The 15,623-nt window shown below is 37.9% G+C and carries 13 protein-coding genes and 1 other RNA gene; all 14 read left to right on the top strand.

Annotated features, from left to right (window positions below):
- The first annotated feature begins 1 nt into the window (after nt 1).
- The 14 genes from ACZLXV_RS09745 (at nt 2) to mreD (ending at nt 15,619) form a co-directional block, all read left to right on the top strand.
- Complete coding sequence (locus ACZLXV_RS09745) at nt 2-817, top strand: TIGR03936 family radical SAM-associated protein (RefSeq protein WP_482383279.1); 816 nt, start codon at nt 2-4, stop codon at nt 815-817.
- 2 nt (nt 818-819) lie between these two features.
- On the top strand, nt 820-2,022 hold the full coding sequence (locus ACZLXV_RS09740; protein WP_482383278.1) for a ribonuclease E/G: 1,203 nt from the start codon (nt 820-822) through the stop codon (nt 2,020-2,022).
- A 59-nt stretch (nt 2,023-2,081) separates the two neighbouring features.
- Nucleotides 2,082-3,170 carry an iron-containing alcohol dehydrogenase family protein gene (locus ACZLXV_RS09735; RefSeq protein WP_482383277.1) on the top strand — a complete coding sequence of 363 codons (1,089 nt, stop codon included), beginning with the start codon at nt 2,082-2,084 and terminating at the stop codon, nt 3,168-3,170.
- 133 nt (nt 3,171-3,303) lie between these two features.
- Entirely contained in the window at nt 3,304-4,332 is a 1,029-nt protein-coding gene (locus tag ACZLXV_RS09730) for a nucleoid-associated protein (protein WP_482383276.1), read from the top strand.
- 16 nt (nt 4,333-4,348) lie between these two features.
- Nucleotides 4,349-4,630 carry a hypothetical protein gene (locus tag ACZLXV_RS09725; protein WP_482383275.1) on the top strand — a complete coding sequence of 94 codons (282 nt, stop codon included), beginning with the start codon at nt 4,349-4,351 and terminating at the stop codon, nt 4,628-4,630.
- Between the two features lie 79 nt (nt 4,631-4,709).
- Nucleotides 4,710-5,057, top strand: an RNA gene (gene rnpB / locus ACZLXV_RS09720) — RNase P RNA component class A.
- A 78-nt stretch (nt 5,058-5,135) separates the two neighbouring features.
- Complete coding sequence (gene mutS / locus ACZLXV_RS09715; protein WP_482383274.1) at nt 5,136-7,841, top strand: DNA mismatch repair protein MutS; 2,706 nt, start codon at nt 5,136-5,138, stop codon at nt 7,839-7,841.
- 90 nt (nt 7,842-7,931) lie between these two features.
- Nucleotides 7,932-9,956, top strand: a complete 2,025-nt coding sequence (gene mutL, locus ACZLXV_RS09710; protein ID WP_482383273.1) for a DNA mismatch repair endonuclease MutL — start codon at nt 7,932-7,934, stop codon at nt 9,954-9,956.
- 82 nt (nt 9,957-10,038) lie between these two features.
- Nucleotides 10,039-11,001 carry a tRNA (adenosine(37)-N6)-dimethylallyltransferase MiaA gene (gene miaA, locus ACZLXV_RS09705; protein WP_482383307.1) on the top strand — a complete coding sequence of 321 codons (963 nt, stop codon included), beginning with the start codon at nt 10,039-10,041 and terminating at the stop codon, nt 10,999-11,001.
- Entirely contained in the window at nt 10,998-12,296 is a 1,299-nt protein-coding gene (locus ACZLXV_RS09700; RefSeq protein ID WP_022223599.1) for a methionine gamma-lyase family protein, read from the top strand. The genes miaA and ACZLXV_RS09700 overlap by 4 nt, the downstream gene beginning before the upstream one ends.
- Nucleotides 12,297-12,466: 170 nt before the next feature.
- On the top strand, nt 12,467-13,162 hold the full coding sequence (gene radC, locus ACZLXV_RS09695) for a RadC family protein (protein ID WP_367335084.1): 696 nt from the start codon (nt 12,467-12,469) through the stop codon (nt 13,160-13,162).
- 32 nt (nt 13,163-13,194) lie between these two features.
- A complete protein-coding gene (locus ACZLXV_RS09690; protein ID WP_022223597.1) occupies nt 13,195-14,202 on the top strand; it encodes a rod shape-determining protein in 1,008 nt (335 codons plus the stop codon).
- A gap of 17 nt (nt 14,203-14,219) precedes the next feature.
- Complete coding sequence (gene mreC, locus ACZLXV_RS09685; protein WP_482383272.1) at nt 14,220-15,089, top strand: rod shape-determining protein MreC; 870 nt, start codon at nt 14,220-14,222, stop codon at nt 15,087-15,089.
- Nucleotides 15,086-15,619 (top strand): rod shape-determining protein MreD, encoded by a 534-nt coding sequence (gene mreD, locus ACZLXV_RS09680; protein ID WP_482383271.1) that lies wholly within the window; start codon nt 15,086-15,088, stop codon nt 15,617-15,619. The genes mreC and mreD overlap by 4 nt, the downstream gene beginning before the upstream one ends.
- The last annotated feature ends 4 nt before the right edge of the window (nt 15,620-15,623 follow it).

The following is a 15,623-nucleotide window of genomic DNA, read 5'->3' as shown; positions in this document are numbered from 1 at the left end:
CATGAAAGCAAGATTAAAATTCAGTAAAGTCGGTTCAATGCGTTTTATCGGTCATCTTGATGTAATGAGATATTTTCAAAAGGCATTCAGGCGTGCTGAAATTGAGGTAAGTTACAGTAAAGGTTTTTCGCCGCATCAGCTCATGTCATTTGCGTCACCGCTTGGAATAGGACTTAGCAGCGATGCAGAATATCTTGATGTGACACTTGAAAAGAGTGATTCTCCTGAAAAGATGACAGAGCGTATAAATGCTGTTATGAATGATGAAATAACAGTTAAAGATTTCACTATACTTGATGATGATGCAAAGCCTTCAATGGCAATGCTCTCGGCATGTGATTATATGATATGCATAAAACCTGATAAGGACAATCCGCTTACTGATGACGCATTTGCTGAGGAAGCAGTAAGAAAGATAAAAGAAGCAGAAAAAATTGAAATATTAAAAAAGACAAAACGCTCAGAAAAAATAGTTGACATAAAGCCAAATATTTATCATATTGAAACTGATATTGCGGCTTTTTATGATGATACGAAAAATGAGTATGGCAGACTTGAAATAGACACATCATTTTATAAGCCTGTAATATATTGCCAGCTCACAGCAGGAAGTGTCGTAAACATAAAGCCTGAGCTGGTTTTAGAAGCTGTCATGCAGATGAATGGTTTTGAATATAATCCGCTTGATTACCAGATACACAGGCTTGAAATGTATGCAGATGAGACTGCTAAAAAGGGTGAGGTTCATCTGCTTGGTTCAGAGATACCGTGTAAACTTGTACCGTTATCAGAGTTTGGGAAACAGGAGATGGCATAGCAATGGCAAATCAGTTATTGATAACTAAAAAGGGCAGTGGCGTGTTATCTGTGAAAGTTGAGGATGGAAAGATAGCACAGATACAGGCTCAGCCTGAAAATGAGCAGGCACTTTTAGGAAATATTTATGTCGGGAAAGTTAGAAATATTGTCAAAAACATAAACGCAGCTTTTGTGGAATATGAGCTGGGAAAGATGGCGTATCTTTCGTTAGAGTCAAGAGTATGTCCGATACATACGGATGGTGTTGTGTCAGATGGGACAAGGGTGCTTATCGGTGACGAGATAATCGTTCAGATAGAGAAAGAGGCGGTAAAAACCAAGCCGCCCACACTTTCGGGTGCTCTCAATTTCCCGGGAAAATATGTTGTACTTATATATGGCGAAAAGACGGTTAGCATATCTTCAAAGATAAAAGATTTCGAAAAAAAACAGCGGATAAAGGAACTGCTTCAAAATAACATAGACGGAGATTATGGCTTTATAGCGAGGACAAACAGTAAAGATGCATCGGAAGAAAAGATTTTAAATGAGATAGCATTTCTTAAAAAACAGCTTGAAGACATAAAAAAATTTGGTATTCACAGGACAAAATTTAACTGCCTTTATCATGCACCTGCTGCCTATCTGTGCGATATAAGGGACTCTTATGATTCGCTGCTTGAAAGTATAATCACAGATGACGATGTAATATATGAAAAGATAACGGAGTTTGTAAAAGTATATCAGCCGGAAGACATAAATAAAATCAGGCGATGGGATGAAAATGACGGAAAACTCGATGCAGTTTATGATGTTACAAAGACTTTGGAACATGCACTCATGCCAAAAGTCTGGCTGAAAAACGGAGGTTATCTTATAATACAGCCTACAGAGGCACTGGTATCTGTCGATGTCAATACCGGAAAAGCCATCTCAAAAAAGAGGGATGTACAAAAAACATTTTTGAAAGTAAATCTTGAGGCTGCCACACAGATAGCAAGACAGTTGAGACTTAGAAATCTGTCAGGTATGATTTTGATAGATTTTATTGATATGAAGAGTCCTGAGTACAACAAACAGCTTATGGACAGGCTTAAGAGCGAATTTGCCAAAGACCCGGTAAGAACAATACTTGTCGATATGACAAAACTTGGACTCATCGAAGTCACAAGAAAAAAAGTGAGAAAACCACTTTATGAGCAGATAAAGGAAATTGAAGTTTAATAAATCATGACATTAACGCCATGAATACACAAATAAATTACAGTTTAGGAGGAACAGATATGGATTTTTATATGCCAACAAAAGTATGTCAGGAGAAAAATGCAGTAAAAAATCATGGTGCCGAGATTGCATCATTTGGAAAAAAGGCACTTATTGTCACAGGTAAGTCATCATCAAAGAAAAATCATTCTCTTCAGGATGTCATAGATGTACTTAACGAAAATGCTACAGAGTACGTTGTATTTGATGAGGTGCCACAGAATCCGTCAGTGGAGCTCATAATGAAAGCGAGCGAGTTTGGACGCAATGAGGGCGCAGACTTTGTTATCGGAATAGGCGGCGGTTCACCTATGGATTCAGCAAAGGCGATAGCACTTATGATACAGAACAGGGATACAGACGAGGAGATATTATATCAGAACATAGAACTTCGTGCGATTCCTGTCGTTGAGATACCTACAACTTGTGGAACGGGTTCGGAAGTTACGCCATATGCCATACTTACAAGACACGATAAAAATACGAAACAGAGTATTAGTCATAAGATTTATCCTGAACTTGCATGCATCGATCCGGAATATCTTTCGGCAGCACCGGAAAGCGTGATTAAGAATACGGCAGTAGATGCACTTGGACATATGATAGAAAGTTATTTTAACTCTAAGGCAACAGATTTCAGCAGAATGTTATGTCAGTATGGAATATCAGTGTGGGCAGAAAACATACCTGTACTCCTCGGAGATGAAGCTGACTATGAGGCATATGATTCTCTTATGCTCGCGTCATGCCTTGCAGGAATGGCAATCACACATACAGGCACATCAATACCTCATGGACTTAGCTATTATCTTACATATAATAAAGATATACCACATGGAAAGGCGGTTGGTCTGTTTTTGCCGGGCTACCTTAAAGTTATCCAAAAGGAGATGCCTGATGAAGTATCAGAGGTTCTTGCAATGCTTGGATTTGATGAAATTGAGCAGTTTGCATTCCTTATAAAACAGCTTCTTGGTGATTATGAGATAACGAATGAGGACGTAAAGAAAATGACAGACGAGATAATGGCAACACCTAGAAAATTAAATGCCGTTCCGTTTAAGGTTGCAAGGGAAGATGTAGAGGATATGGCGGCTTACTTGGCGTAGGTTTTTTTGTTAGTGAAACTGTTGCAGATTGTGAAGTCAGATAAGATATAATATTTAATACTGCAGGCACGCTTTCGTTATATTGTCACTTGCAGCGGAACATAAAATTTATAAATGAACAGATACTTTGGATATGGAATGGAGTGATACGATGCAGCAGGATGAGATAATTTTGAGAAAAGGGATAGTACATATTCTGGATGGAGAACTTGGGTATCCGGTTTATTCGGAGCAGCAGATTGATATTACACCTGATCTTAATGATTTTTTTACCGGACATATTTTTAAGATAATGTCCGGTGATGATATGAAAAAATGTTATTTTGATGAGGATGGTTCAGATATTTACAAATTGCTTAAGGATTTCTCTGAGGATGATTTTATAGAGTTCAGCAAAGATATTACAAAGAGGCTTTATGACATAATGAACAGTAATCTTGCAATACCGTCGGCTGATCTTGCCGTTATATCATTCAGTCTGCACAGTGTCATGTATCTTGCCATTTTAAAGATGAATTACAAAGAGAGCTTTGTTCATATGACGCAGTCGGAGGAAATTGGCAATGTAAATAGTATAATTAAGTACCGTTCGACACTTCCTGCATCTTCATCAAAACTTTCAGAAGCAGTTATAATAAATTTAAGTGATTATACGGTAAATATAATCGAGAAAAAGTATGAAGTAAACGGTGAAAAATGCAATTATCTCTCAGAACGTTATCTTAACTGCCATGCGGCAATGTCATCAAAATCAAAACTTGCTATAGTGACAAAAGCGGTTGAACAGGTCAATAAAAAGCACTTTGAGGAAGAACCGGTAAAGCAGATGGAGGCAAAGCGCATTATCAAAGAAGAAATCGAGGAGACAGGCGCAGTTGATGTCGAAAAGATAAGCGAAAAGCTTTACGGTAAAACTCCCGACATAAAAGAAGAATTTGACGCAAAGATGGAAAAATATCATATGGAGAAAGCTCAGGTAAAACCGCAGAGCAGTGCGACTACAAAGAAGTTTGAAAAACAGTATTTAAAGACGGACACGGGGATAGAGATAAATATTCCTATGGAGCAATATCAGGACATAAATCAGGTTGAGTTTATATCAAATCCTGATGGGACAATATCCGTTATGATAAAGAATATCAATAAAATATCAACAAGATAAAAGAATGGAGAAAATGATGTTTCGCTTATGGGCAAAGAAGTTTAAAGACAACAGAATGCTTGATGATATAACAATAACAGACCAGTCAAAGGAAAAGAACAGGACGAAGAAAGTGTTCGACAGTTTAGATGAAGTATGTTACGCATTTGATTTAGGGCGTCCGATATGGCTTGACAAAAACATAAAAGAATTTAAGAAGATGGACAAAACACGCTTTGACAGTGATAATTTCATAGAGGGAATAGACTTTGATTATCTTGAAATTCATGTAATAGAGGAAGATGAAATTTGGGAGTAGGAATGTGTCTGATTGAAATCTGTGAGCAGGAAAGTAGGTATTTACATTTTTCTTTCGACATGATAAAATACTTCGGTAATGAGTAGCACAGACAATCGCGGCTGCAAATGCCGAAAGGCTGCAGGTGAGGAAAGTCCGGGCTTCATAGGGCAGGATGCCGGATAACGTCCGGTGGAGGTGACTCCCAGGCCAGTGCAACAGAAAATAACCGCCTGTTTATGCAGGTAAGGGTGAAAAGGCGAGGTAAGAGCTCACCGCGCTTCTGGTAACAGAAGTGGCTGTGTAAACCCCATCCGAAGCAAGACCGAACAGAGATGATACGGCTGCCCGTCGTGTCTCGGGTAGGTTGCTTGAGCCTGATGGCAACATCAGGTCTAGATAGATGATTGTTTTGATACAGAACTCGGCTTATAGTGTTGCTCATTTACTTTTTATTGAAAAATAATATACAATTTACAATTGATTTGATACTTATATAAAAATATAGAAGAAGAGGAAGATAGTGATGCCACTTACACCAATGATGCAAAAATATATGGAAACCAAAGAGGAATACAAAGATTGTATTCTTTTTTATCGCTTAGGGGACTTTTATGAAATGTTCTTTGAAGATGCGAAGATATGTTCAAAAGAACTGGAACTTACGCTTACCGGAAAGAGCTGCGGACTTGAAGAGAGGGCACCTATGTGTGGTGTTCCTTTTCACGCCGTAGATACATATCTTAATAAGCTTGTAAGCCGTGGTTACAAAGTGGCAATCTGTGAACAGGTTGAGGATCCTAAACAGGCAAAAGGTCTTGTAAAGCGTGCAGTTGTAAGAATTGCAACACCGGGAACGAACCTTAATACACAGTCTCTTGACGAGACAAAAAATAATTATCTTATGTGCATCGTTTATACGACAAATGCATATGGGGTATCATATGTTGATGTTACGACAGGTGAATATTATGTGACAGAATTTGACAGTGAAAATAAGCTGCTTGATGAGATTTTTAAGACAGCCCCATCTGAAATTATATGTAATGATTCGTTCCTTGTTTCAGGCATTGATTTGGAGGAACTTCATATCAGATTGAATGTCGTGGTATCGGCTGTTGATAACTGGCATTTTGATGAGAGTAAATGTGAGCAGGCTCTTATGGAGCATTTTGGTGTGTCATCGCTTGACGGACTTGGTCTTGCAGATTACAGTATCGGTGTTACAGCTGCCGGTGCAGTTATGCAGTATCTTACTGAGACGCAGAAAACTTCAATGGATCATATTACGTCTATAAGACCATATATCACAAACCACTATATGCTTCTTGACCGTTCGACAAGAAGAAATCTTGAATTATGTGAGACTATGCGTGAAAAGTCAAAAAGAGGTTCTCTGTTCTGGATACTTGATAAAACTAAAACTGCTATGGGTGCGAGATTGCTCAGAAATTCCATTGAACAGCCGCTTATAAATATTGATGAGATAAATACACGTCTTGACATGATATCGGAATTTAATGACAATGCTATATCAAGAGAAGAACTTAGGGAATATCTAGGTCCGATATATGATATTGAGAGACTTATAAGTAAGATAAGTTACAAAAGTGCGAATCCAAGAGATCTTATTGCATTCAGGCAGTCGCTTTCAATGCTTCCTCACATAAAATATATACTTTCGTCATTTTCTGAATCTAAATTAAAAGAATACGGAGAAGAACTCGACGAACTTTCGGATATATACAAGCTTATTGACGAGTCCATAATTGAAGAACCTCCGATAACCGTAAGAGAGGGTGGAATTATTAAGGACGGATTCAATGAGGAAGTCGATAAATTAAGAAAAGCAAAGACCGAGGGAAAACAGTGGATTGCTGATTTGACTGAGGAAGAGAAAGAAAAGACAGAGATTAAAAATCTTAAGATTAAGTATAACAAGGTATTTGGCTATTTCTTTGAGGTTACAAATTCATACAAAAACCTTGTACCGCCTGAGTGGACTGTAAAGCAGACATTGTCAAACTGCGAGAGATATATTACACCTAGACTTAAGGAACTTGAAGATACAATTCTTGGTGCCGAGGAAAAATTGTTTACACTTGAATACAATATATTTAACGAAACTCTCGATGCGATATACAGTGAGATAGGAAGAATACAGCAGTCAGCAAAGATTATTGCGCAGATAGATATGTTTGCATCAATGGCAGTTGTTGCAGAACAGAATAATTATGTACGTCCTGATATGAGTACGGACGGATGTATTGATATAAAAAACGGCCGCCATCCGGTTGTTGAAAAGATGATAAAAAATGACATGTTCATCTCAAACGATACTTTCCTTGACAATGACAACCACCGAATTGCTATTATCACAGGGCCTAATATGGCGGGTAAATCTACATTCATGCGTCAGACTGCACTTATTGTCCTGATGGCACAAATCGGCTCGTTTGTTCCGGCTGAGAGTGCAAAAATTGGCATTGTTGACAGGATATTTACAAGGGTAGGAGCTTCGGATGACCTTGCGAGCGGCCAGAGTACATTTATGGTTGAGATGACTGAAGTATCAAATATTCTTAGAAATGCGACTAAGAACAGCCTTATAATACTGGATGAAATAGGAAGAGGAACTTCTACATTTGACGGTCTTTCCATAGCATGGGCAGTTGTTGAGTATATAGCAAATACAAAACTTCTTGGAGCAAAAACTCTTTTTGCCACACATTACCATGAACTTACGGAGCTTGAAGGAAAACTTGACAGTGTAAATAATTACTGTATTGCCGTCAAGGAGCAGGGCGACGATATTGTTTTCCTCAGAAAGATAATAAAGGGTGGAGCGGACAAGAGTTACGGAATACAGGTGGCGAAACTTGCAGGTGTTCCGGAGACTGTTCTTGACAGAGCGAAGGAGCTTGTTGAAAAACTGAGCAACAATGATATTGCAAACAAAGCAAAGGAAATAGATGTTGAGTACGAGCCTGATGACTATAATTATGATATAGAGAAGCAGACTAAGCATAAAAAGCGAGGTAGAAAAAAGACATCTTCAGAAATAGAGTCGGAGCAGCTTGGACAGATATCAATGTTTGATATGGGAGGTTCAAATGTGAAAACTGAGGATATAATACTTGAACTTCATGACCTTGACCTCTCAACGACAACTCCTATTGACGCAATGAATATTTTGTATAAGATGCAGATGAAATTAAAACAGAGAATTTAAATTTATGATGCAAGGGTCAAAAGCAGATAGCAATGAAGCAATTCGTGGCATTATTATAGAATATTCAGAAAGAGAAAGGAGGCGTGGATTATGTCTATTATATTGCTTGACCAGGACACGATTAACAAAATTGCAGCAGGAGAGGTTATTGAAAGACCTATGGCTGTTGTCAAGGAACTTGTTGAAAATTCAATTGATGCGGGTGCAAATATGGTGACTGTTGAGATTAAGGACGGCGGCAAGAATTTTATCCGCATTACAGACAATGGCTCAGGTATTGAAAAGAGTGATATTGAACTTGCGTTTACTCCGCATGCAACGAGTAAGATAAAAGGTGCCGCGGATCTTCTCGAAGTTTCAACACTCGGTTTCAGGGGTGAAGCACTAGCGAGTGTGGCGGCGGTTTCTCATCTTGAGATGATTACAAAAGTTAAGAGTGAAGATGTGGGATACAGATACCAGATTGATGGCGGTGAAAGAAGAGAACTTGAGACTGTAGGGTGCCCGGATGGAACTACTATCATAGTCAGAAATCTGTTTTACAATACACCTGCAAGACTCAAATTTTTAAAATCACATCAGACCGAGGCAGGTTATATAGGTGGTGTAATTGAACGTCTTGCTCTTTCACATCCTGAGATTTCTTTCAGATTTATTGCCCAGGGTCAGACAAAACTTCACACTTCGGGAAATGGAAACCTGAAGGATACGATTTATCAGATTTACGGCAGAGATATAACTTCAAATGTTCTTACAGTTGACTTGTCAGATGAAGTATGCAGCATTGGGGGATTTATCGGGAAACCGGTTGTATCAAGGGGAAACAGGGCATATATAAATTATTTTATAAATGGCAGATATATAAAAAGCAATATAATAAATAAAGCGATTGAAGAAGCGTATAAACCGTATACAATGCAGCACAGATACCCTTTTACGGTACTTCATTTTCAAATTAAACCTGAGTTTATTGACGTAAATGTTCATCCGCAGAAGATGGAAATTCGTTTTACAAATGAGAGGGAATTATATAAGACCATCTATGACTGCATAACAGCGAGACTTACGCACAGGGAATTTATTCCAGAAGTGACATTTGAAGAAAATAAAAATGCTAAAGTTACTGACATCAATAAAAGTGCCGGTATTTTCGACGATAATGAAAGCAATAAAAATGCCGGTATTCCCGGCGATAATGAAAGCAATAAAAGTGCCGGTATTCCCGGCAACAATGAAAACAAGAATAGCAGTGAAGAAGCTGAGAAAATTGCAATTGTTGAAAAAAAGGTGATTGATGCTGGTGAAACACTTTCGAGAATAGGAAAAGTGGAACTTCACAGACCTGATGAATACCAGAAGAAGCAGATGTTTGCTGAACTTATGAAAAAAAAGGAAAAGCAGGATGACGGTCTTGCTAAATCCGGACAGTCAGGTGTTATTGCAGCAGAAAAAAATATTGAAATATTACATGAAAAAGCTCCTTACAATATAAAACAGGAGACACTTTTTGAGACTGGAGTTTTACAGGAAAACAAGACAAAGGATATAAGAATTGTCGGACAGGTATTTTCAACATATTGGATATTACAATATGAGGATAATATGTATATGGTTGACCAGCATGCTGCACATGAAAAAGTATTATACGAAAGATTTATGAAACAGATTTCAGAAAATAAAGTGATGGTGCAGATGGTAAATCCACCGATAGTTTTAAGTCTTTCAATGGTTGAACAGCAGGTTGTCGATGATAATATTGAAATTTTTAAGGAACTTGGATATACGATAGAGGCGTTTGGAGGCAGGGAATATATAGTGACAGGAATTCCTGCACAGCTTCCGGATATAGCTACGACAGACCTTCTGATGGAGATTATAGATGACCTTGTCAACGGGAAAACCAGTCTCTCTAAGGATGTGCTTCTTGAGAGGGTTGCAACAATGTCATGCAAGGCAGCGGTCAAGGGAAATAATGAACTGCCTCTCGAGCAGGCTCATGAGCTTTTAAAAGAACTTATGTCGCTTGAAAATCCATACAATTGTCCACATGGAAGACCAACAATGATACGCATGAGCAAATATGAGATAGAAAAGAAATTTAAACGAATTGTTTAGGAAACAGTATATCGGAAATCCAGCCGAAATGACTCGTTTTGAGAAGATACCGAGAGTACATACGGATATGAGGGAGAAAATGATGGAAAAGAAACCTCTTATAATAATTACAGGGCCAACGGCAGTTGGAAAAACAGAACTTTCAATTTTGCTTGCAAAAAAAATCGGAGGAGAGATAATATCAGCCGATTCAATGCAGGTATATAAAGATATGGATATAGGCACGGCAAAGATAATGCCTGAAGAAATGCAGGGAGTAAAGCATTATCTTATAGATGAGTTAGAACCTGATGAAGAATTTAACGTGACTGTTTTTAAACAGAAATGTGATAAATATATAGAAGAGATATACAGTAAAGGAAAAATACCGATAATTGTCGGTGGGACAGGCTTTTATATACAGGCGGTTTTATATGATATAGATTTCACAAAAACTGATGCAGCCGATTCATATAGAAAAGAATTGCAGAGATTTGCCGATGAAAATGGAAATATAGCTTTACATGACAGATTGAAAGAAGTTGATGAAAAATCGGCTGCACATATTCATCCGAATAACGTAAAGAGGGTTATAAGGGCATTGGAATATTTTGAGCAGACGGGTGAAAAAATATCAGAGCATAATGACGAGCAGCAGCAGAACGAATCACCGTTTAATTTCAGATATTATGTTTTAAGACTTCCCAGAGAAATATTGTATGAGCGCATAAATAAGCGTGTGGATATTATGAGGGAAAAAGGACTTACTGAGGAAGTAAAAAGACTTATGGACATGGGCTGTACTAAGGATATGGTGTCAATGCAGGGAATAGGTTACAGGCAGATTATTGACGCACTTGAGGGAAGATGCAGTATAGATGAGGCATATGATAAGATAAAGCTTGATACAAGGCATTTTGCAAAAAGGCAGTTTACATGGTTTAACAGAGAAAAAACTGTTACATGGATTGATAAAGATAAATTTAAGGATGAAAATGAATTGTTGGAATATTGTTGTTCAGATCTGAAAAGCATAAAGATTGAGAGATGGAGGATAAAAGCATGAGTGATTTATTAAAAGAACAGTATATGGCAGCAGGAATAAGTGAGGATGTTTATGATTTCTGCGAAAGTATAGCAGACAGTTTGAAAGAAAGATTTGAAAAAATAGATGAAGTGGCACAGATAAATCAAATAAAAGTTCTTCGTGCCATGCAGAAACAGAGGGTAAGTGCCGGATGTTTTGAGTCTTCTACAGGTTATGGATATGATGACCTTGGAAGAGAGACACTCGAAGCGGTATATGCAGACGTTTTCCATGCGGAATCGGCACTTGTGCGTCCACAGCTCACATGTGGTACACATGCACTCACAACGGCATTGTCGGCAGTTTTGAGACCGGGAGATGAACTTTTGACACCTGTCGGCAAACCATATGATACTCTCGAGGGAGTTATAGGAATTAAAGGTGATGATAATCCGCCGGGGTCTTTAAAAGAATTTGGAATAAGCTACAGACAGGTTGATTTGCTTGAGGACGGTTCATTTGATTTTGATGCAATCAAAAAAGCAATAAACGAAAAAACAAAACTTGTAACTATCCAGCGTTCAAAAGGCTATGCGACAAGACCTACACTTTCGGTTGAGAGAATAGGTGAGCTTATAAAATTTATCAAATCGATAAAGCCTGAAGTAATATGCATGGTTGATAATTGTTACGGTGAGTTTGTCGAGACTATAGAACCGACTGATGTCGGGGCAGACATGTGCGTGGGCTCTCTTATAAAAAATCCGGGTGGCGGACTTGCACCTATAGGCGGTTATATCGTAGGAAAGAAAGAGCTTATAGACCTTTGTGCGTACAGACTTACCGCACCGGGACTTGGAAAGGAAGTCGGTGCAACTCTCGGGGTAAATAGAGCATTTTATCAGGGATTTTTCCTTGCACCTACAGTTACGGCGGGAGCTTTAAAAGGTGCGATATTTGCCGCTAATGTGTATGAGAAGCTTGGATATAAGGTTGTGCCTGACAGCACGGAGTCAAGACATGACATTATACAGGCGGTTACACTCGGTTCACCTGAGGCAGTTATTGCATTCTGCAAAGGAATACAGGCTGGCTCGCCGGTTGACAGCCATGTTGCCCCGGAACCTTACGCAATGCCTGGGTATCACAGCGATGTAATTATGGCAGCAGGTGCGTTTATACAGGGCTCATCTATAGAACTTAGTGCAGACGGGCCTATAGAACCACCGTATGCAGTATATTTTCAGGGTGGACTTACATGGTATCATGCACGTTTCGGAATCACAATGTCACTTCAATATATGAAAAATGAGGGCATAATAAGCCAATTGTAATAAAAAATTAAAAAATGCCGTTTTTTGTTGAAGAATAGTGTTTTTTGGTATATAAAAAAGAAAAATACACATATTTTTCATATATGAATGCTATACAAAGATTTTTTTTTGTGATAACATTGTGGATATGTGATATAAATGTCATTTTCCTTTTGATTAAGGAGAAAAATATGGCAAAAATAAATGTAAAACAGCTTCCAATATCAGAGAGACCATATGAGAAATGCCTTAAATATGGTGCATCAAGCTTATCTGATGCAGAACTTATGGCTGTCATCATAAAAGCAGGCACGAAAAAAGAAAATTCAATTCAGCTTGCTTCTAAGGTGTTAAGCAGAATTCCCGGAGGAAAAATAAGTGGATTATTCCAGATGTCTGCCGTACAGCTTATGGATATTGACGGTATTGGTAAAGTCAAAGCGATACAGCTTTTATGTCTTACGGAGATTACTAAGCGCATGATGTCAGCTTCATACAGTGATGAATTATTTGTGTGCGACAATCCTGAAAAAATCGCACTCCGTTTTATGCATGAAATGCGGTTTGAGGAGACAGAGCAGGTGAGGGTTCTTCTGCTCAATGGTAGAAATGCATTGATAAAAGATGTTGTACTGTCGAACGGTTCTTTCAATTCGGCTATGGCATCACCGAGGGAAATCTTTTATAATGCATTGAAAAACAAGGCTGTGTCGATTATAGTTATGCATAATCATCCATCGGGCAATCCGATGCCGAGCAAGGAAGATATACTGATAACAAAACGTCTTATAGAGGCAGGAAAACTAATCGGAATAGAACTCCTTGACCATATAATACTTGGTGATAACAGGTATATAAGTTTAAAAGAAAGCGGATATGCATTTTAGGTATATACCGTATATAAAAAGGAGATTTTGTAATGGCACAAAAGACCTATGGTATAGATTTTGGTACAGATACCATCAAGATATATAAAAAGGGACAGGGAATAATTCTTCTTGAAAAAAATGTGGTGTCTACCGTCGGAAAAGAAAGACGTCCTGTTGCGATAGGTGAGGAAGCGTTTGAAATGTTTGAAAAGGTTCCGCCCAGTATAAATGTTTCATTCCCATTAAGCCATGGCGTTGTATCAAAAATTGACGATATGATAGCATTGTGGAGTTTCATGGGTTCCAAAATAGCACGAAGCAGGAGAATGAAAGGATTTCAGTTTTATATAGCTGTTCCGGCAGACATAACCGAAGTCGAAAAGCATGCATATTCAAGAATTGTTTCTGAGAGTGATTCAAAACCTAAAAAGGTATGTCTTATAGACAAGCCGATTGCAGATGCGTATGGACTCGGACTTGATGTTGAAAAGGCTAACGGTATTCTCATTGTAAACATTGGTGCCGACACGACAGAGATAAGTGTATTAAGCCTTGGCGGTATTGTTGTATCAAGACTTTTGCCATATGGCGGGAAATATTTTGATGACCAGATTAAAAACTATATAAGAAAACAGTATAATTTTGTTATTGGTCTTAAGACTGCCGAGCAGATAAAGAAAAAACTTGTATCGGCTTTTCCGACCGATGGGGAAATAGAAGTTATGGGAAGAGATGTTGTAAAAGGACTTCCAGGAAAACTCAATATAAATGCTGCGGAAATTTTTCCGCTGGTAAATGATGTCTTTTACGAAATCGCTGTATCTGTTAAAACCATACTTGAGAGAACACCCCATGAGATTTCTCATGATATTGTACATAACGGAGTTTATCTCACGGGAGGTTCATCATGGATAAGCGGACTTGACCAGCTTATCGCAAATGAGACATTTCTTAAAGTCAACACTACAAGAAATGCCCAAAAAACAGTTGTGACGGGGCTTGGGTATTTGGCAGAACATCCGAAACTTGCTGCAAAATATGCAATTGAACTTAAATAAAAGGAAGGAATATAGCAATGCGCAAAAAGACTAAAATGATTATAGATCCGAAATATATTCTGATTGCCATTTCTGTGATCTGTGCCATTCTGATAGTTGTTTCTTTTAAATTTCAGGATAAGATGGGACCTGTTCGTTCTATAGTAGGTGATGTTGTGACACCTATGCAAAAAGGAATAAATACAATCGGAGTAAAAATATCAGACAAGATTGATTATATAAACAGTGTTAAAAAGCTTACCGATGAAAACAAATCGCTTAAACAAAAGCTTGATGAGACAAATGCGGAGAATAAACTTTTGCAGCAGGACAAGTATGAACTTGAAAATTTCAGAAAACTGTATGACCTCGATGAGCAGTATGCGAATTATCCAAAAGTTGCGGCAAGAGTAATTAGCGGTGAACCTGATAACTGGTATAATGAATTTATTATTGATAAAGGGACAAGCGACGGTCTTGCAAAGAATATGAATGTAATGGCAGGAGACGGTCTTGTCGGAAGAATCGTAGAAGCGAATAAATCTTATTCAAGAGTACGCTCAATAGTCGATGATTCAAGTGAAGTCAGCGGAAGCTTCCTTAAAACATCAGATAAGTGTATCGTAGAGGGAAATTTATCTATGATGAAAGAAGGTAAAATTAAAATTACCGGACTTGACAGGGATGCAAAAATTAAAGATGGTTATGAGGTGGTAACTTCACAGATAAGCAGTGTTTATCTGCCGGGAATATTGATTGGATATGCAAAGAATATAAAGAAAGATGCAACAAATATAACGCAGTCGGGAGAACTTATTCCGGCGGCAGATTTTTCAAGTCTTGATATGGTGCTTGTCATAACAAAGGTTAAGAATTCAAAGGACTTAGAGGAGATACTTAGCAAATGAAAAACTACATAAGTATGTTTATTATGATAATAGTTGGTTTTGTTCTGCAGACAACAATATTCAGGAGTTTACAGATTGCAGATGTTTCTCCAAATATACTTGTTATCCTGACAGCCATAGCCGGTACAATGTACGGGCAGTATAACGGACTGTTTACAGGGGTGGTATGTGGACTTTTCATAGACCTTATGTACAGTTCAGTTGTGGGAGTAAATATTTTTATATATGCGGTGATTGGTTTTATTATGGGTATTACAAACAAAGTTTATATAGAGGATGACATTATACTTCCGATAATGACAATCACGGCAGGAGATTTGATATACGGAGTGCTGTTTTATATATTGAAGTTTCTTTTGAGAGGAAGACTTGAACTTTTAGAGTATATCAAAAATACTATACTTCCGGAATTGATATACACAGTTATAATAGGTGTGTTTGTATTTAAATTTGCACGTTTAATTGACAAAAAACTCAATCCGCCTAAGCAGGTTAATCTTGGAGTTGAGAGTGAGTTAAAGGATGATTAAAATA

This window comes from Butyribacter sp. (genome assembly GCF_056818865.1).
Note: the sequence above shows the minus strand (reverse complement) of the source record. Positions and strands in the feature narration are given on the sequence as shown.